Annotated in this window: 22 protein-coding genes; 6 read left to right on the forward strand and 16 right to left on the reverse strand. The window is 37.5% G+C overall.

Annotated features, from left to right (window positions below; all coding sequences use genetic code 11):
* Position 1 precedes the first annotated feature (1 nt).
* The 8 genes from C8270_RS01410 to acpS all read right to left on the reverse strand — a co-directional run bounded on the left by C8270_RS01410 (position 2) and on the right by acpS (position 6,590).
* Positions 2–871 (reverse strand): RsbT co-antagonist protein RsbRA, encoded by an 870-nt coding sequence (locus C8270_RS01410; RefSeq protein ID WP_106494776.1) that lies wholly within the window; start codon positions 869–871, stop codon positions 2–4.
* A 421-nt stretch (positions 872–1,292) separates the two neighbouring features.
* Positions 1,293–1,652 (reverse strand): type II toxin-antitoxin system PemK/MazF family toxin, encoded by a 360-nt coding sequence (locus C8270_RS01415; protein ID WP_106494778.1) that lies wholly within the window; start codon positions 1,650–1,652, stop codon positions 1,293–1,295.
* A 4-nt stretch (positions 1,653–1,656) separates the two neighbouring features.
* On the reverse strand, positions 1,657–1,944 hold the full coding sequence (locus tag C8270_RS01420; RefSeq protein ID WP_106494780.1) for a CopG family ribbon-helix-helix protein: 288 nt from the start codon (positions 1,942–1,944) through the stop codon (positions 1,657–1,659).
* A complete protein-coding gene (locus C8270_RS20585) occupies positions 1,889–2,014 on the reverse strand; it encodes a hypothetical protein (RefSeq protein ID WP_267894873.1) in 126 nt (41 codons plus the stop codon). The genes C8270_RS01420 and C8270_RS20585 overlap by 56 nt, the downstream gene beginning before the upstream one ends.
* Before the next feature lie 139 nt (positions 2,015–2,153).
* Positions 2,154–3,278, reverse strand: a complete 1,125-nt coding sequence (alr, locus tag C8270_RS01425; protein WP_106494781.1) for an alanine racemase — start codon at positions 3,276–3,278, stop codon at positions 2,154–2,156.
* Positions 3,279–3,578: 300 nt separating this feature from the next.
* Positions 3,579–4,595 carry a LolA family protein gene (locus tag C8270_RS01430; protein ID WP_106494783.1) on the reverse strand — a complete coding sequence of 339 codons (1,017 nt, stop codon included), beginning with the start codon at positions 4,593–4,595 and terminating at the stop codon, positions 3,579–3,581.
* A gap of 49 nt (positions 4,596–4,644) precedes the next feature.
* Entirely contained in the window at positions 4,645–6,168 is a 1,524-nt protein-coding gene (locus C8270_RS01435; protein WP_106494785.1) for an NAD(P)H-hydrate dehydratase, read from the reverse strand.
* Positions 6,169–6,221: 53 nt separating this feature from the next.
* Complete coding sequence (acpS, locus tag C8270_RS01440; RefSeq protein WP_325034715.1) at positions 6,222–6,590, reverse strand: holo-ACP synthase; 369 nt, start codon at positions 6,588–6,590, stop codon at positions 6,222–6,224.
* Between the two features lie 161 nt (positions 6,591–6,751).
* Between acpS and C8270_RS01445 the strand changes: the two genes are divergently transcribed.
* Complete coding sequence (locus C8270_RS01445; RefSeq protein ID WP_106494788.1) at positions 6,752–7,513, forward strand: rhomboid family intramembrane serine protease; 762 nt, start codon at positions 6,752–6,754, stop codon at positions 7,511–7,513.
* A 167-nt stretch (positions 7,514–7,680) separates the two neighbouring features.
* Here the strand turns inward: C8270_RS01445 and C8270_RS01450 are convergent, their stop codons facing one another.
* Positions 7,681–9,159 carry a DEAD/DEAH box helicase gene (locus C8270_RS01450; RefSeq protein ID WP_106494789.1) on the reverse strand — a complete coding sequence of 493 codons (1,479 nt, stop codon included), beginning with the start codon at positions 9,157–9,159 and terminating at the stop codon, positions 7,681–7,683.
* A gap of 289 nt (positions 9,160–9,448) precedes the next feature.
* Here C8270_RS01450 and C8270_RS01455 point away from each other — a divergent pair, with 289 nt between their 5' ends.
* Both C8270_RS01455 and C8270_RS01460 read left to right on the forward strand, forming a co-directional pair.
* Positions 9,449–10,357 (forward strand): DMT family transporter, encoded by a 909-nt coding sequence (locus C8270_RS01455; protein WP_106494791.1) that lies wholly within the window; start codon positions 9,449–9,451, stop codon positions 10,355–10,357.
* A 66-nt stretch (positions 10,358–10,423) separates the two neighbouring features.
* Positions 10,424–11,278 (forward strand): DegV family protein, encoded by an 855-nt coding sequence (locus C8270_RS01460; RefSeq protein WP_106494793.1) that lies wholly within the window; start codon positions 10,424–10,426, stop codon positions 11,276–11,278.
* A 29-nt stretch (positions 11,279–11,307) separates the two neighbouring features.
* On the opposite strand, the gene C8270_RS01465 is transcribed toward C8270_RS01460, so the two are convergent.
* From C8270_RS01465 to C8270_RS01475, 3 genes are all read right to left on the reverse strand, one after another.
* A complete protein-coding gene (locus C8270_RS01465; protein ID WP_106494795.1) occupies positions 11,308–12,000 on the reverse strand; it encodes an alpha/beta hydrolase in 693 nt (230 codons plus the stop codon).
* Positions 12,001–12,184: 184 nt separating this feature from the next.
* On the reverse strand, positions 12,185–12,562 hold the full coding sequence (locus tag C8270_RS01470) for a YppG family protein (RefSeq protein WP_106494796.1): 378 nt from the start codon (positions 12,560–12,562) through the stop codon (positions 12,185–12,187).
* 73 nt (positions 12,563–12,635) lie between these two features.
* Positions 12,636–12,896 carry a glutaredoxin family protein gene (locus C8270_RS01475; RefSeq protein ID WP_106494798.1) on the reverse strand — a complete coding sequence of 87 codons (261 nt, stop codon included), beginning with the start codon at positions 12,894–12,896 and terminating at the stop codon, positions 12,636–12,638.
* Between the two features lie 638 nt (positions 12,897–13,534).
* Between C8270_RS01475 and C8270_RS01480 the strand changes: the two genes are divergently transcribed.
* From C8270_RS01480 to C8270_RS01490, 3 genes are all read left to right on the forward strand, one after another.
* The gene (locus tag C8270_RS01480; RefSeq protein ID WP_106494800.1) at positions 13,535–13,768 is read left to right on the forward strand and encodes a helix-turn-helix transcriptional regulator; all 234 of its coding nucleotides are present in this window, start codon (positions 13,535–13,537) and stop codon (positions 13,766–13,768) included.
* Complete coding sequence (locus C8270_RS01485; protein WP_106494802.1) at positions 13,761–14,042, forward strand: hypothetical protein; 282 nt, start codon at positions 13,761–13,763, stop codon at positions 14,040–14,042. The genes C8270_RS01480 and C8270_RS01485 overlap by 8 nt, the downstream gene beginning before the upstream one ends.
* Positions 14,043–14,224: 182 nt before the next feature.
* On the forward strand, positions 14,225–14,491 hold the full coding sequence (locus tag C8270_RS01490) for a hypothetical protein (protein ID WP_106494803.1): 267 nt from the start codon (positions 14,225–14,227) through the stop codon (positions 14,489–14,491).
* Here the strand turns inward: C8270_RS01490 and C8270_RS01495 are convergent.
* The 4 genes from C8270_RS01495 to C8270_RS01510 all read right to left on the reverse strand — a co-directional run bounded on the left by C8270_RS01495 (position 14,488) and on the right by C8270_RS01510 (position 18,189).
* Positions 14,488–15,387: a YegS/Rv2252/BmrU family lipid kinase gene (locus tag C8270_RS01495; RefSeq protein WP_106498427.1), complete on the reverse strand. Its 900-nt coding sequence runs from the start codon at positions 15,385–15,387 to the stop codon at positions 14,488–14,490. The genes C8270_RS01490 and C8270_RS01495 overlap by 4 nt on opposite strands.
* 68 nt (positions 15,388–15,455) lie before the next feature.
* Positions 15,456–16,058 (reverse strand): PepSY domain-containing protein, encoded by a 603-nt coding sequence (locus C8270_RS01500; RefSeq protein ID WP_158701560.1) that lies wholly within the window; start codon positions 16,056–16,058, stop codon positions 15,456–15,458.
* 92 nt (positions 16,059–16,150) lie between these two features.
* Positions 16,151–17,500, reverse strand: a complete 1,350-nt coding sequence (locus C8270_RS01505; RefSeq protein ID WP_106494807.1) for a HAMP domain-containing sensor histidine kinase — start codon at positions 17,498–17,500, stop codon at positions 16,151–16,153.
* Entirely contained in the window at positions 17,500–18,189 is a 690-nt protein-coding gene (locus C8270_RS01510; protein WP_106494808.1) for a response regulator transcription factor, read from the reverse strand. The genes C8270_RS01505 and C8270_RS01510 overlap by 1 nt, the downstream gene beginning before the upstream one ends.
* Between the last annotated feature and the right edge of the window lie 57 nt (positions 18,190–18,246).

Here is an 18,246-nt window from a genome sequence, read left to right on the forward strand (position 1 = left end):
ATCACTCCCCATGTAATGAATTCAACATATTGGCGATCTCTTCATCCTTAGAATGGTGATCGTCAATTGTTCGATTGGTTATTTCCAGTGCTTTTTGGAAGCCTTTTTTCAGAGAACTTTTCGTTGGAAATTTACCTAAATCAATTCCTAAGTTAACAATTGTTTGAGCAATTTCCGGGCGAATTCCAACTAAAATGCATGTTGAACCAATCAGCCGTACCGCTTCAGCTGCTTGAATTATGTGATGGGCTACCATCGTATCAACAACCGGTACGCCTGTAATGTCCATTAATACCACTTCAGCGTTATGTTTAATAACACCATCAAGTAGGTTTTCCATGATTAACTTAGCGCGTTCTGTATCAATTGTGCCGATTAATGGCATAATCGTAATATTGTCCATGACTGGAATAAGTGGAGCAGATAACTCCTGTAAAGCTACTCGTTGTAACGAAACAATATGTTCCCAGCTTCCTGAGTACTCATTAACTAATTGTCTAATAATCGGCTCAACCCAATTATCAACACTTTGCAGTACATTAGATATAAACGTTGAATCTACTTTATCAGACTGACTGAGAATATAATCAATCGTTACTCGTCTAAATACTTGTAGACCGTCTGTTATGTAGCTTAACGGCCAGCCCAAGTTAATCAATTTCTCAGAAAAATCCTCAAGTGTCTTCGTTGACCCTTGATTTTTTATACTAGCAAAAATTACATTTACAAATTCTCTATTTGTACTCTCAAACAACTCATCAGAGATAGTAGCAGTATAATTGCCATCTTTTGATGAATCAACTTCTTCAATCCATTTATGCACGATTGAGTCACTGTTTTCTAATGCAATTTTTTTGAATTTATCTTCCATTTCACAGTCCCCCTAAATAAACTTTTTATAATAGCGGTTAGAATATTGCCACACAATTGCGTAATCCGAGCATTTCTAACTAGTGGCTTAAATAGCAATGGCTCTAATGTCTAATTTCGTCAAATATTGTATTTTCTTAATTATATCACAGACTTTCAAATGATGGCATAACAAAAAGCACTCGTTTAGCGACGTACGGACTGCGCCTTAGGACTGCGATTACTCTCGTCCCACCGAAAACATTTGTGGCGACGTCGAACTACCCCACCTCGTGCGGGGCAGGAGGTGAAAGAAGTCTCGCTAACGCTTTAGTGCTGGATTTGGACGTGGCTTATCCTGCACGTAAATAAATTAGATCCCAAATTTTATACTGTCCTTACGCATAATAAAAACCCTTGTTTACTACCTAACAAGGGTTTTGTTATTGACCATACATTTCTTTAAGTCCTAGACTAATTTCCAATGCATGGTCGATTTTTTCCATCATTTCTTTGTCCAGCTTTGTGATTTTATCTGTTAATCGCTGTTTATCCAACGTCCTAATTTGTTCAAGCAAGATAACAGAATTGCGGTCAAACCCATATCGTTTTGCGTTTATCTCCACATGCGTTGGGAGCTTCGCCTTTTGAATCTGTGCAGTGATAGCTGCCACAATAACGGTTGGGCTAAACCGATTTCCAATATCATTTTGTAAGATCAATACCGGGCGGATGCCCCCCTGTTCTGATCCAACCACAGGGGATAAGTCAGCGAAATATACTTCGCCTCTTTGAACGATCAAATTGTTACACCCCGATCACAGAGCGCTCTAGGGTGTTTTGTTCTGCCTCCTCTTCGGCTTGAAAAGCTTCCGAAGCGATAGTTAGATTAATTCTGGCCATTTCCGTGTATCCTTTTTTCATTGAATCACGGAATTGCTGGATATGCTCCTCTTTCTTAGTTTCTAAATAGTTTCTTGTAGCCTGACATATGAAGTCACTTAAATCGCTATTTTCATATTTCATTAATCCGTCCACCTCATTTAACAGGTTTTTTGGTAATCGTACCAAGATTTCTTGTATGCTCTCTGACAAAACCATGCACCTCCGCCAACTGTTGAACGACCGAAATTAAATTCACTTTAATAATATCATTGTATACCACGCTTTGCAAAGGGCTGTAGAGACTTTTTATGAAAAAAGAACTATTTCCAAGTTTAAAGGTAACCATCTGTGGTATATATATTTTACTTTAGGCTTATCAATATTATGCCATTTTATTAGTGAAAAAACTACTTTTCTCGTTATTTTCCTAAATAAACCCTTGGCACTCGGCTACTAATCATGCATGGGATTTCATAATTAATCGTGTCTAAATATGCTGCTACTTCATCCATTTTTATTTCTGCGTTTCCTTGCTCTCCAATTAACGTGACTTTTGTCCCTACAGGATATGCTTTATCAAGTCGTATCATTGTTTGGTCCATGCAAATCCTGCCAACAATTGGCATGCGCTTCCCATCAACTAATACATCCATTCCTTGAAGCTTACGAATCCATCCATCCGCATACCCAATTGGAATCGTTCCAATCCATTCTTCTTTCTCAGTTGTGTATGTCGCGCCATAACTAATGGACTCATTAGCAACTACTTTTTTCACATGAATTAAACGGCTATTTAAAGAGAATGCTTGCTTCAAATCAATGCTTTTCTCCTGTCTAACGGTCTCAGATGGATATAATCCGTACATAGCAATACCAAACCGGATGAAATGATACATATCCTTTGGAAAGCGAATTGATGCAGCACTATTTCCTACGTGAAGTGCAACCGGCTGTTTACACAACCTTTCGAATGCTTCCAATAGAGATTGAAACCTGTTTCGCTGCTCATCATAATAAGTTAGATCCTGCTCATCCGCTGTTGCAAAATGTGTATACACTCCTGTTAGCCGGATTTGCTGATTATTTCCTAATTCCTCTAGAAGTTCCTTTAACTCTGCTTCTGTACGAATACCGACTCTTCCCATACCAGTATCCCACTTCATATGCAGTTTGAGTTGTTGTGGAAAAGTATAGTGGTTGACTTCCTCGATCCATTCCTTTTGAAAAAAAGTTAATGTAATATTATTTTCAGCAGCAAGCAGTGTATCCTTAGGAGCAACCCAGCCTAATACTAAAATAGGTACAGTGAAGCCCGCTTGACGAAGTACTAACGCTTCATCCAACAGCGCAACAGCCAGAGCACTCGCCCCTGATTCTATGGCCTTTGCAGCAACCTCATGTGCTCCGTGGCCGTATCCATTCGCCTTCACAACTGCAATGATTTTTGTTTTAGATGGCAGCTTTTTCTTCATTTGTTCCATATTGTAACCAATTGCATCAAGGTTTATTTCGGCCCATGTATTTCGATAAAAAGAATCTAACACAGTGCAATAGCCCCTTTACGCATTTTTAGAAAAGATGATTCTTTTATTATTTCGCTTTCTCACTCGACTGTCAATTTTTTTTGAAGTCGACTTGTGTTCAAAAAGTTGCCAAATTAGAAGCAAGAAGGTCGAGGCGGCGTAGTTTCTAGCAGCGGAACGTATTTAGTTAGATACGTGAACAGCGTAGAAACAAGCCAACGAAGAGGTTAGCCGCTTATTATTTGGTGGCTTTTTGAACATCCTTTTAAAAATAAAAAGCAGACCCCCTCTCCACATGAGTCTGCTTGCATTTGCTCATTATTACTTCACTGCTTTGCCTTGAACGGATTTTGCTACTTCAATTAGTTCCTCTTTTGTTAGGTCTTCACTCGCTAAATAAAAATTCACGCCATTATTGTTCCACTCAATTGTATTATCTGAAAGTGCGCCAATTGTATGCCCTAGATTGACAATGTCACCTCTTACTTCCTGTGGAGAGGAAAGTGTTGGCGCTACCTCCGTCTGTTCTTCAATTAATGTGAAACTCTTTTCTCCTACGTATGTCATCACAACGCGTTTTCCATTTTCAGTTGCAATTTCTTTTTGCTCTGCAAGTTCAGCGCCAGCCATGTATAACGGGAATACAACAGTCAATGATTCGGCATTTTCATTAGTAGACACGGGTGCATCAGCATCACCGCTAGTCATATTTTTTTCCATTGCAAAGTCATCGTCTTTAAAGCTTGGCTTTGTATTGAAGTCAGAGAATTTCACCTCGACAAGTGCGTTTTTATCTTTATCCAAAACCTTAACTAACACTGGTGTATAAGTCTTTTTATCAAAGTGTATTTCCTGATATGGTAAATTGTTATTGCTTTGGTAATTTGTTTTGGTTTGGAAAATGTAATGTGAATCACTCACTTTAAATTCAGCTTCTTTATCCCCCTTAATGTCATCTACAAGTGATTGGTAAAGGTAGGGTTGACTGCTATTATCTGGCCAGTTTGTTTGGAATTTGAAGCTTTTATTCAAGGCAGGGGTAAGAACAAAGACACCATCTTTATTCTTTAAAATGATTTGACTGCCTTTTTCATCTTGATCATTCTTTAGTGAAACACGATAAAAATCTTTTTTCTTATGCCAAATATCAATCTTATATTTCTGGCTTTCCTGTCCGGTATTCATTTTCATTTCCGCTTTAGCCTTATACCCACTCATCTCATCTACTTTTTCATCTAGTTTTTTAAGGACATCTTCTTGAGACTTTTCCCCACAGGCAGCAAGTAACAGAATTAGACCAAAGACAATCAATAACCAGATACTAAATTTTTTCTTCATGGACATATCTCCCTTGTCTCGTGTTCCTCAGGACAAAGAGAACGTGTCACTACATATCAAGAAATGTACGATAAACAGCAGGGATCCCTTCAATTACATCCGTTGCCATTAAATCGTAATAAGAATGGTTGTCCGTTACAAGCAGATCAGCAGCCATTCCATGAACAAAACATGCATTACATAACGCTTGGAAAATACTTTTGTGTTGCATCACCATCGCTAGAATTATTCCCGAGAGCACATCCCCACTGCCACCTTTTGCTAGCCCCTGATTCCCGGTTGTGTTCACAGCTTGTTGTCCACCAGGTGCTGTGATAATTGTATTTTTTCCTTTTAACACGAGATACACCTGATGATCGCGCGCAAACTTTGTAGAATAATAAAAAGGCTTTTCCAAGAGTTCTGCAACCGATACGTCTAACAGCATGGCCATTTCACCAGGATGCGGGGTCATAATCGTTGGATATAAACGCTTTGTTAATTTAGTGTGTGCGAATTTGGCATGGTACAACCCATCAGCATCAATAATCACTGGATAATTTGCCTCTGTTAGCACATTTTGAACTAACTGCTCTGCTCTCTTTTCTCGTCCTAACCCCATCCCAATCACGATCGCATCATATTTATCAAACGGAATGGACATAGTCATTAAGTCAGATTCTTTGTTACGACTTAATGCTAGATAGGTAGCCTCAACACATGTTGAAGCAATAGTTGGAATGACACTTTCCGTTGTGCCAACAGTGAGTAAGCCTGCACCTGTTCTTAAAGCTGCTTTAGCAGTCATCGCAATTGACCCAGGCATCTCCTTTGATCCCCCAATAGCTAGGCCTTTTCCGTGATCACCTTTATGAGCATAGAGCCCCCGTTTCGGCATTGTTTGCTGGAATTGGTGCTGATCCCAAATAAGTCTCGCAGGTGTTTCTTCAATGGCATTAGCCGGAATACCAATGGAAACCACCTTCCATTTTCCGTAAAAAGCTGCAGTATGCTGTAAATATAGACTCATTTTCGGTGCTTCAATTATAATTGTGTAATCAGCCTGTATGGCAGAAAATCCGGTTATTCCCTCATCTGCTGGAAGCCCAGTCGGAATGTCAACCGAAATAATCCGTGGAGCAAATTCATTGATAATCGAGACAATCGTTGCAGTTGGCTCCCTTAACTTATCATGTACGCCTATTCCAATCATTGCATCAATAATCACATCTGAATTTGTGGCGATTTTGCTAATGTCCGAAGCTTCGGTTGTAACAACAACAGAACCCCCACAATTCAAAAATAAGGTCTTATTATATTGGACATCCCCTGTTATTTTCTCATCTGGTACGACTTGGATAACAGTGACATGATAGTTTTTATTTTTAAGCGTCCGTGCAATAACAAATCCGTCCCCACCATTATTTCCTCCACCAACCATTACACATATTCGATCTTTTTTGGTTATGATTTTTGTTAGTTCATAGCAAACTGCTCTTCCCGCGTTTTCCATTAATATTCTGGCATCTAAGCCCATTTCCTCCACTGTATAACGGTCCATATCGTACATTTCTTTTGCGGTGACAATATACACTTTCGTTCCCTCCTACCCGCACTAAAATATATGAGACAACCTAATCAATTATGCTATTTATCTTCTATTACGATTTGCGCCGCTGCATAGTTATTGCTATGTGTAATAGAGATAAAAACAGTAGCATGTTCATATCCTTCGGCGATCAACACAGGTGCCCCATGACTATCCGGTAACACTTCGATATGTTGAAAACTTAATTTACCAATTCCTGTTCCAACAGCTTTTGCAAATGCCTCCTTTGCAGCAAATCGTCCGGCAAGAAATTCTGCCCTTCTATTGTCAGTTGACAATTGATAAAATAACTCTTGTTCACTTACGGTTAAAATTCGTTCGATAAACCTTGGATTTCGCTCGATGCTGTTTCTGATTCTTGTTAACTCGATTAAATCCATTCCAATTCCTTTTATCAAGCTGTTCACTCCTTCGATATTTCGTTAAAGAACAGTCTAAAGTATTTATCTTTGCATTATACATAATGATTTTAGTAATCTTTAATTGGTCATACTATATAATAAAAACGATTACACTAATAATACCCGAATAAGAACTATTAAAAAAATGATTATAGAGGGGACTATCTATGTTCATTCGAACGGAAAAAAGTTTAAAAGAATTTATTCAATTTTATCCAGTTGTAGCAACACTCATCATTATTCATCTAGCATTATGGCTCATTATAGACCTATTGCAATTACCACTGGGTATCCATTTTTATCAATGGGGGGCTGGCAATAATTTATTTATTCATGAAGGTGAATATTGGCGTCTATTAACATCTATTATACTTCACAACGGTTTAATGCACGCATTATTCAATTCATTTGCTCTTGCCATATTCGGTCCAGCATTGGAACAAATGCTTGGAAAGTTCAAGTTCATCCTTGCTTATTTTGGTGCTGGGCTAATAGGCAATATTGCAACCTATCTAATCGAACCAACTGGCTTTTATTCACATGTTGGTGCTTCAGGAGCAATATTTGGCTTATTTGGTATTTATGTCTATATGGTAGTTTTACGTAAAGATCTAATCGATCGTGCAAACGCTCAAGTTGTCCTAACGATATTTATTATTGGTTTAATCATGACGTTCCTACGCCCCAATATCAATATTTACGCCCATGTTTTTGGCTTTATTGGAGGTTTTGCTCTTGCACGATTACTATTAAACAATGTCCAACCCTTTTCACCGCAACGAAACAGGCGACGGCCAAACGCAGGTTCCGTTTCATTTAATCCTAATCGGTGGAAAAGGCGCCGCTTACCAAGAGGATTAGCACCTAAAATTTTTTGGATTATTTTTGGCATCCTAGTTGTCCTTGGATTGATAAGTAGAATTTTATAAGAACAACAAAGGAGTAGCCGCAACAAGCTACTCCTTTTTAAAAAGGCTCTTTTCGTATTGTTTGTTGCTTTGTTAATTTTGATAAACTGTGGCATACAGTAAAAATTTTTATCAAATAAAAAAAGCTCCTTTACGCTAGGAGCTTTTGTTTTAGGCGGTTATGAAAGTTAATCACGGTTTCTACGTTTTTGGAAATTCCCTTTGCGATTGCGACCGCCATTTTGATTGCGTCCACCTTGACCGCGTCCGCCTTGGTTTCGCTTCCCATAATAATTGCGTTTCCCACCACGTTTATTATTATCTTTACTTCTTTGTGCTTTTTTAACACTAATCGGTTGCACAGAAGAAATTCGAACCGGTGTATCTCTCCGCTCTTTTGTCAGCATTTTTAGTGCAGCTGCAATAACAGTTATTGAATCATGATCCTGCAATATTTCATTTGCTGTCTGATGATATGCTTTAAGGTCTTTTTGTTCAATCGTCTTCAGCAATTTATTCACTGCAACCTGTTGTTGTCCACGTAATGCATCTTGACTTGATGGCGGCATGATCCGTTTCATTTTACTTTTTGTCGTTTTTTCAATTAAATGCAGATGGGCCATCTCTCTTGGTGTAATAAAGGAAATAGCTTCACCAGTGCGTCCAGCGCGTCCCGTACGACCGATACGATGGACATAACTTTCCGGATCTTGTGGAATATCAAAATTATAAACGTGTGTAACACCAGAAATATCAAGCCCACGTGCTGCGACATCAGTTGCTACTAATACTTCAACACGGCCATTTTTAAACTTGTTCAGGACAGACATTCGTTTGCCTTGAGTTAAATCACCATGAATGCCTTCTGCGCGAAAGCCTCGAGCTTGTAATCCTTCCGTGATTTCATCAACACGCTTTTTTGTCCGGCTAAAGACAATCGCTAAATCTGGTCCATTAATGTCAAGGTGATTTGTTAACGTGTCAAATTTGTACTTCTCAGGAACCTCAACAAAATACTGGTTTATATTTTCAACCGTCATTTCTTTCGCTTTTACTTTAATTTCTTCCGGACTCTTCATGAGGTGTGTTGCAATTTCGCGAATTTCCTTTGGCATTGTTGCAGAAAACAATAACGTTTGTCTGTCTTCAGGGATACCTTTTAAAATTTCACGAATATCTTCAATGAATCCCATGTTCAGCATTTCATCTGCTTCATCCAATACAGCCGTTTGCACATGGTCAATTCGGATCGTTTTCCTGCGCATATGGTCGAGCAAGCGTCCTGGAGTCGCTACAACAATTTGTGGTCCATCTTTCAAAGCACGGATTTGTCGCTCCATGTGTTGACCGCCATAAACAGGCAACGTACGGATACCTTTGAATTTACCTAATCGATTAATTTCTTCTGCTACTTGAATAGCTAACTCTCTTGTAGGGGCTACAACTAACCCTTGAATTTTGCGGACAGATTTATCGATCTTCTCGATCATTGGGATACCAAATGCCGCTGTCTTCCCTGTACCTGTTTGCGCTTGTCCAATTACATCTTTACCTTGCATTGCAAGCGGGATCGTCTCTGCTTGAATTGGTGTTGCTTCCTCAAAGCCCATTTTTTCTAACGCCTTCATAATCGGCTCTGAAACACCTAAATCATAAAATGTTGTCACCTTAATAGTCTACTCCTTTTTTTCTTCAAAATTTATTCGCATGAACAGCTGGGCGTGGCTGATTCGGTAGTCCAGTCATACCCTGGTTCCAAATTTATATTTTCTTTACCATAAAAAAAGGCATCCTCCAAATTGGTAAGGGGCCTCTTTGAAAATTCATGCATAAAATAACAGTCATTTAATCATAACATAAATACCACATTGATATCCACTACTTCGTGATTTTTTGTCCATAACATGGTAAAATATATTAGATTGAATAGAAACATGATTCCAAAGGAGGCTTTCCATGCGTATTCCTCCGTTTAATCCATATATAGCGGTTGTAATTGGTGTTATTGCTGTTTCAACATCTGCAGTCCTTGTCAAATTGGCAAACGGTACGCCAGCTGCCATTATTGCAAATTATCGTTTATTAATTGCTGTTATTATTATGGCTCCATATGTTTTTTTCAAACAAAGACAGGAGTTTAAGTTTATCCATAAGAAGGACTGGCTTTTGTCTACTTGTGCCGGGGTATTTTTGGCGTTTCATTTTATTCTCTGGTTCGAATCGTTGAATTATACATCTGTGGCAAGTTCCGTTGTCCTTGTTACACTGCAGCCGATATTCGCATTTTTGGGTACATATTTCTTTTTTAAAGAACGGTTTTCACAAGGTGCAGTCATTAGTATGGTTATTGCCTTATTAGGTAGTATCATCATCAGCTGGGGTGATTTCAGAATAAGCGGCATGGCATTATTTGGCGATATACTTGCGCTTCTCGGAGCAATCACTGTCACTGTCTATTTCTTATTTGGGCAAAATGCAAGAAAACGGTTATCTTTAATGCCATATACATTCGTTGTATACGGGGTAAGTTCCATAACGTTAATTATTTACAATTTAATCGTGCAAAATCCTTTCTTCGGGTACCCGGCTGAACATTGGTGGATATTCATCGCATTAGCTGTTATCCCAACATTCTTCGGTCACACGCTATTTAATTGGGCACTAAAGTGGCTTAGCACTGCAACGATATCGATGGGGATTGTCTTCGAACCAATTGGTGCGTCTTTACTCGCTTACTTCATTTTGGGTGAGAAAGTTACAGCTTCACAATGGCTCGGAGGAACTATCGTATTATTTGGGTTATTTTTATTTGTCATGAGCACTTCTCGAAAGCGTAATGTAACGATATCTAAGAAGTATCAGTAAGTTTCTATATATTCGGTCAAACAAACCTGTTATAATGGAGACATCCTTTATGAAGCAGGTGATGTCTTGCATATTCAACTAATGACGGACGGTGGGGCTGACTTTCCAGCTAGGTTGTCAGAATCATTAGAATTAATTACTGTACCTCTTTATTTACACTTTCAGGAAGAACAATACAAAAGCGGCGTTACGATTGATTTGCAACGTTTTTATAAAAAAATAAAAGAAGCAAAAGAGCTTCCTCGCTCATCTGCACCGAGCCCAAATGACTTTTACGAAGCCTTTAAACAAGTTGACCAGACGAAACCAATCATCATGTTTAGCTTGTCAAGCGGTCTAAGCAGTACTTTTGATAATGCGGTAGCAGGGAAAGATATGCTGGTCGATGAACAACCTCATCGAAAAATCGAAGTGATAAATACAAAGACAGCATCTTGCGGATTGGCTCTTTTACTCCATGAAGCAGGTATTAAAATCAACGAAGGTTACTCGTTTGAAAACCTGATAGAACATCTTCACGAACGTGTTGAACAAACGACAACTTTATTTGTTTTAAAGACATTGGAAAACCTGATTCTCGGTGGACGTTTAGACAAAGTAAAGGGCGCCATTGCTAAAACACTTAATATAAAATTATTAATGCGCGGAAGTGAAGAAGGAACAATTGAAGTAACAGAAAAAGTTCGCGGCGATAAGAAATCAATCCGACATTTCATTGAACAAATCGGTACCTACACAAAAAACGCGGAAGATAAAGTCATTGCCATGACACATTGTAATGCAGAAGATCGTGCAAATAAAGTACTTGCCGAAATACGAAATAAATACCCGTTTAAAGATGCTATCTTAACCGAAATGGGACCACTGATTTCGACATATGCTGGTGAAGGCGGTTTAGTAATTTCATTCTTTAAAGACTAAAAACAAGTAAACGACAAGCGAGGTGTCGTTTACTTGTTTTTTGTTAAGAAAGCATAAATCATTGTATTCAATGCATCCTTATCATTCCCTAAACAGATTAGATGTCTGGAACGTTCAAAAAATACGACCTCTTTTCGCTTCGATGTGATCTCTTTTTCTAAGAAATAAGCAGTTTTGTATGGAACCATACTATCTTGCTGCCCTTGTGCAATCAATACTGGTGTATCGATGTCCTTTAAATATGGCTTCGTGTATTTAACCAATTTAAGAAATTCCAAGTTGGCTTTAAAAGGAACTTCGCCCAATTTTCTTTTGTAATGCAAATATAATTTATTTTTATTAAGCTCCCCCCTGAAACCATCTGCTATAGCCTCACCAACATCCAGCAAGATTTGTTTGAATGATAAATACTTCCCTGCAGTAGCAAGAAGGACAAGTTTATCCACTTTATATTTTGCAGCCAAATAGGAAGCAATCATTCCTCCCATTGAAAATCCAATTAAGTATATTTGATCATATTTCTCATGTAATTGTTTGAGTGCTTTTTCAGCTGCATGTAGCCATTTTTTGTGGGAAACGTTTTTAAGTGCTAGCTTTCTTCCATGGCCGGGAAGGGTCGGAACTTCTATATGCCAACTCGTATTTTCCCGTAAATATGCTGCCAATGGTTCCACTTCATATGGTCCACCTGTATATCCATGGATAATCAAACAACCGATCATATGAATTCTCCTTCAATCATTCTCTGTCTTACATTTACCTGATTTTCATAAGTAATACCTGGTTTTCTATTCCCATCATTGTTGCTTTCTGAGACATGACTTAAAATATATAAAAATCTATGTCGTTCTTAAGTACAAATAAGCTGATGAAATTAAATGTTTCATCAGCTAGCTGCCAGACTAATTATTTCATGTTTTTCATAATCGAACCAACCTGTTTGACGACTGGGGAAATTTGCTGAACAGTATTGGCAAATTGACCAACTGTCGAGAACATTTTATCAAGGTCTACTTGCCCATTTTTATCTTGAAAATAGGTGAATAACCCATTCGCTTTCGGTGTTGAATACGGATTATGGCTGGTCTGATTTCCCATAACAGCATGCCAATTATTAGGCTGTTTAGGTTTGGCAAACTGATCAAATGGTGATTGGAAAACAGCTGAGTTTGGTTGCTGCAATTGTTGATGTCCCATCTGATAATATGGATGCACATGGTAATAATTGGGGTATCCGGTATATGCTTGGTACTGCTGATAATTATCATAAGGCCTTTCAAACATTTATGCACACACCTCTTTTAAACTGTATTATATGCTATTTTATGCATATTGTTTTTTAGTGTGAGCCGTCATTTTAAAAACCATCCCCGAAGTAATGCCCCATTCCTAAGACCTGCTTTATCTTGTTTACCTGAAACCCTAGTATTGCTTTACCATCAATAATGGTTACGGGAGTTCCGTAAATCCCCTTATCCTGTAACTCCTTCATATACTTTGGGTTTTCTATGACATCTTTCTTTTCGTAATCTATTTCCAATTTATTCAATGGGTCTAAAAGCTTAGTATAATGATCCCGGTTACTGTTAATATAAACCTTCACGTCTTTCTTCTTCATGATAGGTTCCTCCTAGAAGTATTCTTTCTTCATTTCTAACTTTTTAATACCCACAATGTTAACGAGTAAAACATAAATATAACAAAAATATTGCAACAATATTGCAAAATATAGTTCAAACTTACCATAAGATGAAATTTTTTATTCAGATAAGTGCCTTTATTCAGATTTATACGGGAATAATATCCATACACAAATTCCGTTGACCTTTACGTCAACGGAATTTGTGGTTGTTTATAATGTGGCTTTGACTTAATATGCTAGTAACTCATTCACAGATGAAAAGTTCTACATTAATTTGCAGCTTTTTTGTCGTCCGTGTTATACCCAAAATAGAAAGCGGGATACAAGTACAATAAGAAAAACCATAAAAACACAAAAAAAGAAAGACACGTAATCAATTAAATTTGGATTAGAACATTGCAAAAAAAACGGGTATAGTTCGAATTATCAACTTACAATTTCCGCATTTTGCTGGTGGTACCATTTTAGGATTATTTGTCATAGTCAGTTAAAAATATTAAAAGTTCACGAGCCTTCCCACATTGTGTAATATAAATTTGACTAAAAGTAAAATTTATATTACCCTTTTAGTGATAAAAAAATCCATAAAGGAACCTTGTTTTGGAGTGATAAAAGTGATCCGTAAAGGAACCTTAACAAACCGATTAAATGTACTTCGGGCTGAAAAACATTGGTCTCAAAAAAAAGTTGCATCACTGCTAGGAATCAGTCGACAAACGATTATTTCAATTGAAGCCAATAAGTACAGTCCATCTTTAATGCTTGCCTTTCAGATTGCCAATTTATTCGACAAAGATATTAATGACGTATTTCAATATCATTCGGAAGAGGAGTGTTTAAATGATTAAATGGTTGGCCGTTGTTACATTAGTATGGATTCTGTATCAATATGAAAAACGCTTTATGATACAAGAGGGTCATGACGAAAGAGGAAAGATGATTCTTTACAAATCTCGTTCAAGAACGTTTACGTATGTTTTGATCGGATGGACAGTTATTCATTTCATCAATAGTTTCTACCACTTGACCTATAATCAATTTAAAGATGCTATAGCTATCATCGTAGTAGGAGTCCTATTCATTCAATTCATTTATTTATTTGTCTATCGCCGTAAATACTGACACTCATTGTAGTAGGCATAATTTACTCGATATTCCCGACCGACAAAATTCAGAGGGTAATTCCGTTCCATTTTCTTGAACAGGAGAAAGTTACTGATTGGAAGCGATTAAGCTTATGACTTCAGGGGATAAGGCATAGCCGAACGTTTTGGGGGCCTTAACAAGCATCCTTTACCCCACGTATGGCTAGCAAAGATACAGCTTATTTTAATTTAACCGTAAAAAAAGCAAAACCATTACCAAAGCAGGTAACAGTTTTGCTTTTCGTAAAGTGGAGTACAAGCCTTATTACAGCTTGCTCCGATATAATAATAATAGAGCAGAGACATCCCAAATCTCATTTACTATCTTATCTCGATTTTTCTTTTTGGGCTATGACATACATCACACATGAAGGTATTTTTTCAAAAATCTTTTCTACCCGAAACCCTGCAATACCTTACAACTAATAGTCCCCAAACCCTTTAACCATTTTTATATGGTTAGGGAGTAGTTCTATTTTAGCTGGAGTAGTATTACTTATTTCACCGTCCATATCAATATCCTTCTTAATATCCGTTGTAATGGTAAGCTTATTTGTTTGAAAGTAAGTTAATTCGGTCAATCGATTGGTGTCATTGTTTGGATTGTTCATCGTTAATAATTCCTTGAACGCCGCTAGCGTCGAATTCTTAACAATAAGCACATCGAACTTTCCATCATTAGGGGAAATTGATGCAATTGGAAGCTCCCTTGTTCCAATAAACTTTCCATTTAAGGCTAAAATCATCACAGCGTCGCCCGAATAATTTTCCTTATCCGTTTCGATTTGATAGGAAAACGGTTCTGCTTGATTAATCGTTTTCAATGTACTAATAAAATAGCTCAGTACTCCAAGGTTATCCTTTTGCGATTCATCGATATTTAATGATGTTTCCGATACTAAGCCAACTCCCCAGAAGTTAAGAAAGTAGCTTCCCTCTGATTTGCCAATATCAATATCAACCATATTCCCTTCAACAATTGCTTCTGTTGCTTGCTTTATATTTTGTGGGATTTGTAGCATACGGCTAAAATCATTACATGTTCCTCCTGGCAATATAGCAATTGCTGGTCGTATTTTTTGCTCTGCAACACTATTGATACACTCATAAACTGTACCATCCCCACCGAGAATAATAATTAAGTCAACGTAACTTGCATGTTCTAAGCAACAGCTTTTTGCCTCTTCAATCGTTTCTGTTTGAACAATAGTCAGTTCCTTTACTGCCTGTGCAAGATTTGGTAAGGATTGTTCCAGTTTTCGCTTGATATCATTACTTCCAGCATTACCGTTATATAAAAATAGTGCCTTATTATACTGCATCCCAAATCCCCTTTGTAAACCAAACCACATAAGGAGCCTTCCCTTCCAATGTGGTTCATCTAGTTGTTTTAATCATCCTCGTCAATCGATAATACAATTATTTCACCTGTATACGCATCGATTTCAATTTCTGCCTCTTTATTAATTGCGTGCATTTCAATCTCATAAATAAGGCGACCATCTTCCTCATCAAGCTCAAAGTCAGTTACGCTTCCATTAAATTCATTTGAAGCAATCTCAACCGCCTTTTTAGAATCAATTGCCGGTTTACTTTTTGTGTTCTGCTTCTTATTTGATGTAGCATCTTCTTTCTTGTCTTTTGCAGTTTCCTTCATTTTATCATTCACGTTAGACTGCTTTTCGTTTTCATTGTTATTTTCTGGCAGTGTCATCTTTTTACTAAGACTAACAACCTCTCCTGTCTTACCATCAAGATGTAAGTCATATTCCTTTCCATCACCCGCAATTTCAACTTCATAAACAGATTTATTATTTTCTTTATCTAATTCCAACTCGGTAATTGTTCCAGGATACTGTGCTTTCACCAATTGTTTAATATCGTCCATCGTTAATTCTGGTTCCACTTGCGATGCATTTGAATGATAAATCCCAAATCCTAATGAACAGGCTCCCACGAAGATTCCAATCATTAAAGCTACTTTTCTCTTCATTTCAGCTTCCTCCCTTTTTTCTCTTGTTCCTATCATATCCCTTCATAATGATAAAAACCTGTGAGCAAGATTAGAATTTGCTAAGAATCATGTTATGCATTTCCTTGCACCGGGAGTCTAACCCTAAAAGTTGATCCTTCACCAATCATGCTTGAAACAGAAATCGACCCTTTATGAGCTTCCACAATTGTTTTCGCAATGGCTAACCCCAACCCTGTTCCACCTGTATCCCTACTCCGCGCTTTATCAACTCGATAAAATCGATCAAACACTTTTGCTTGTTCAGCTTCAGAAATCCCTTGTCCAAAATCCTCAATTGTCACAATCGCCTCATATCCATTTCCCTGAATGCCCACGCTAATCTCATCATCACTGTATTTCAACGCATTCGCTATTAAAATATACACAACCTGTTTGATTTGGTCCTCATTTCCTTCTATCCAAACACTATCTTGTTTCGTGATCAGAGTAATTGTCCGATCATATGCACCTGTAAAAGCTGAGATACAAGTTTCACACAGCTTCACTAGATTAATTGATGTATCAGTTTCCGCTTTCTTACTCTTTGCCAAAAGAAGCATTTGTTCAACTAACTTTTGCATCCGATCCGCTTCAGAGTCAATTGCATCAACCGCTTCTTGAAAGACTTCCGGGCGATCTTTTCCTCGCCTTTCTAAAAGCTGGGCATAACTTTTTACAATCGCGATTGGAGTCTTTAATTCATGTGAAGCATCTGAAACAAATTGTTCCTGTTTCTGAAAATTGTCTTTTAGGTGATCAATCATATCATTAAATGTTACTTCCATTTGATATAATTCATCCTTTGAACGCCCGTTTAATTCAATTTTCTTCCAGTTATCCTTTATTTTGTTCTCTTTCATTGTCTGAATTAAAGCATGTATCGGTTTCAATAAAAACCCACTTAAAAATCTTCCTGCAATAACCGTTGGAACGAGCATAATAATGGAAGCGATGATAACCACATACAATAACACCTTCATTGTTTTATGCAATTCGATTAAATGTTTCGATACTTGCAGTGTTACAATGGTGCCATCACTCCAAATAATGGGTTGAGCTACAACAGCTATACTGACACCAGATTTTTGCTTGGTCACCTTTTTATATTGCGTAGAGGAAAACTCACTTGGAAGATCACGAAATTCACTTTGCTTTGTCAACGTGTTAAGAGCTGTTCCATTCTGGCTAATCACGCGGATCATGCCTTCTGTCGGCAAATACGCTTCTAACAATTCCTTGCTAGGGATCTCCGGATTTTCGTTTAGTGTTCTAACAATTGTCGATGTTTGCGTTTCTAATTCCTTTAATTCACTATCAACGGATAATTTATAGAACAAATAATAGACAGATGTATTAATTAGCAGGATTAAAATTAACATAAAAATACTAGTAAACAACTGAATTTTTGTACGTAGTTTCATTATTTTGCATCCTTCATCATATACCCTACTCCACGTACTGTTTGAATATACTTTTTATCAAAGCCATTATCCACCTTCTGCCTAAGGTAACGGATATACACATCTACCACATTTGTATCGCCAAAATAATCATATCCCCACACATTTTCGATTAATTGTTCTCTCGTTAATACAATATTTTTGTTTTTTAACAAATATACGAGTAAATCGTATTCCCGAGGGGTTAGTTCAATCGGTGTTTCGTTTCGGTTTACCTGTCTAGTTTGTAAATCAATATGTAAACCATCCAATTCAAGCACTTTTGTTTGTTGCACATTCACAGTCTGTTTACGTAAATGTACCCGAATACGTGCCAATAGTTCTTCGATTTGGAATGGTTTTGTCACATAATCATTAGCACCCAAATCCAACCCGCTTACTTTGTCATGAACCTGGTCCCGAGCAGTTAATAAAATAATCGGTGTATGCTGATCTCCCCGGCGGATTCGGCGTAAAACTTCCAATCCACTCAACTCCGGAAGCATGATATCGAGTAAAACCAAATCCCATTGTTCCTCTTCCATTAACTTGAGTGCATCTTTTCCATTATCGGCAATCTTTGTTTGGTAATTTTCATAAGTTAGTTCCAGTTGTAAGACACGACTTAGCTTCTTTTCATCTTCTACAATTAAAATAGCTGGTTTAACCATTTTATTCACTCACTTATTTTATATATTTCTTTATAATGTACTACATATCACGACTTT

Source organism: Lentibacillus sp. Marseille-P4043 (assembly GCF_900258515.1).
GTDB lineage: Bacteria > Bacillota > Bacilli > Bacillales > Amphibacillaceae > Lentibacillus_C.

Coding starts and splice junctions, on each gene's coding strand:
- C8270_RS01500 (WP_158701560.1), bottom strand. CDS start 16,058: ATGAAGAGAAAAGTAGCTTTAATGATTGGAATCTTCGTGGGAGCCTGT.
- C8270_RS01470 (WP_106494796.1), bottom strand. CDS start 12,562: ATGTTTGAAAGGCCTTATGATAATTATCAGCAGTACCAAGCATATACC.
- C8270_RS01485 (WP_106494802.1), top strand. CDS start 13,761: ATGATTAAATGGTTGGCCGTTGTTACATTAGTATGGATTCTGTATCAA.
- C8270_RS01410 (WP_106494776.1), bottom strand. CDS start 871: ATGGAAGATAAATTCAAAAAAATTGCATTAGAAAACAGTGACTCAATC.
- C8270_RS01505 (WP_106494807.1), bottom strand. CDS start 17,500: ATGAAACTACGTACAAAAATTCAGTTGTTTACTAGTATTTTTATGTTA.
- C8270_RS01445 (WP_106494788.1), top strand. CDS start 6,752: ATGTTCATTCGAACGGAAAAAAGTTTAAAAGAATTTATTCAATTTTAT.
- C8270_RS01455 (WP_106494791.1), top strand. CDS start 9,449: ATGCGTATTCCTCCGTTTAATCCATATATAGCGGTTGTAATTGGTGTT.
- C8270_RS01465 (WP_106494795.1), bottom strand. CDS start 12,000: ATGATCGGTTGTTTGATTATCCATGGATATACAGGTGGACCATATGAA.
- C8270_RS01510 (WP_106494808.1), bottom strand. CDS start 18,189: ATGGTTAAACCAGCTATTTTAATTGTAGAAGATGAAAAGAAGCTAAGT.
- C8270_RS01430 (WP_106494783.1), bottom strand. CDS start 4,595: ATGAAGAAAAAATTTAGTATCTGGTTATTGATTGTCTTTGGTCTAATT.
- C8270_RS01475 (WP_106494798.1), bottom strand. CDS start 12,896: ATGAAGAAGAAAGACGTGAAGGTTTATATTAACAGTAACCGGGATCAT.
- C8270_RS01490 (WP_106494803.1), top strand. CDS start 14,225: ATGGCTAGCAAAGATACAGCTTATTTTAATTTAACCGTAAAAAAAGCA.
- C8270_RS01495 (WP_106498427.1), bottom strand. CDS start 15,387: ATGCAGTATAATAAGGCACTATTTTTATATAACGGTAATGCTGGAAGT.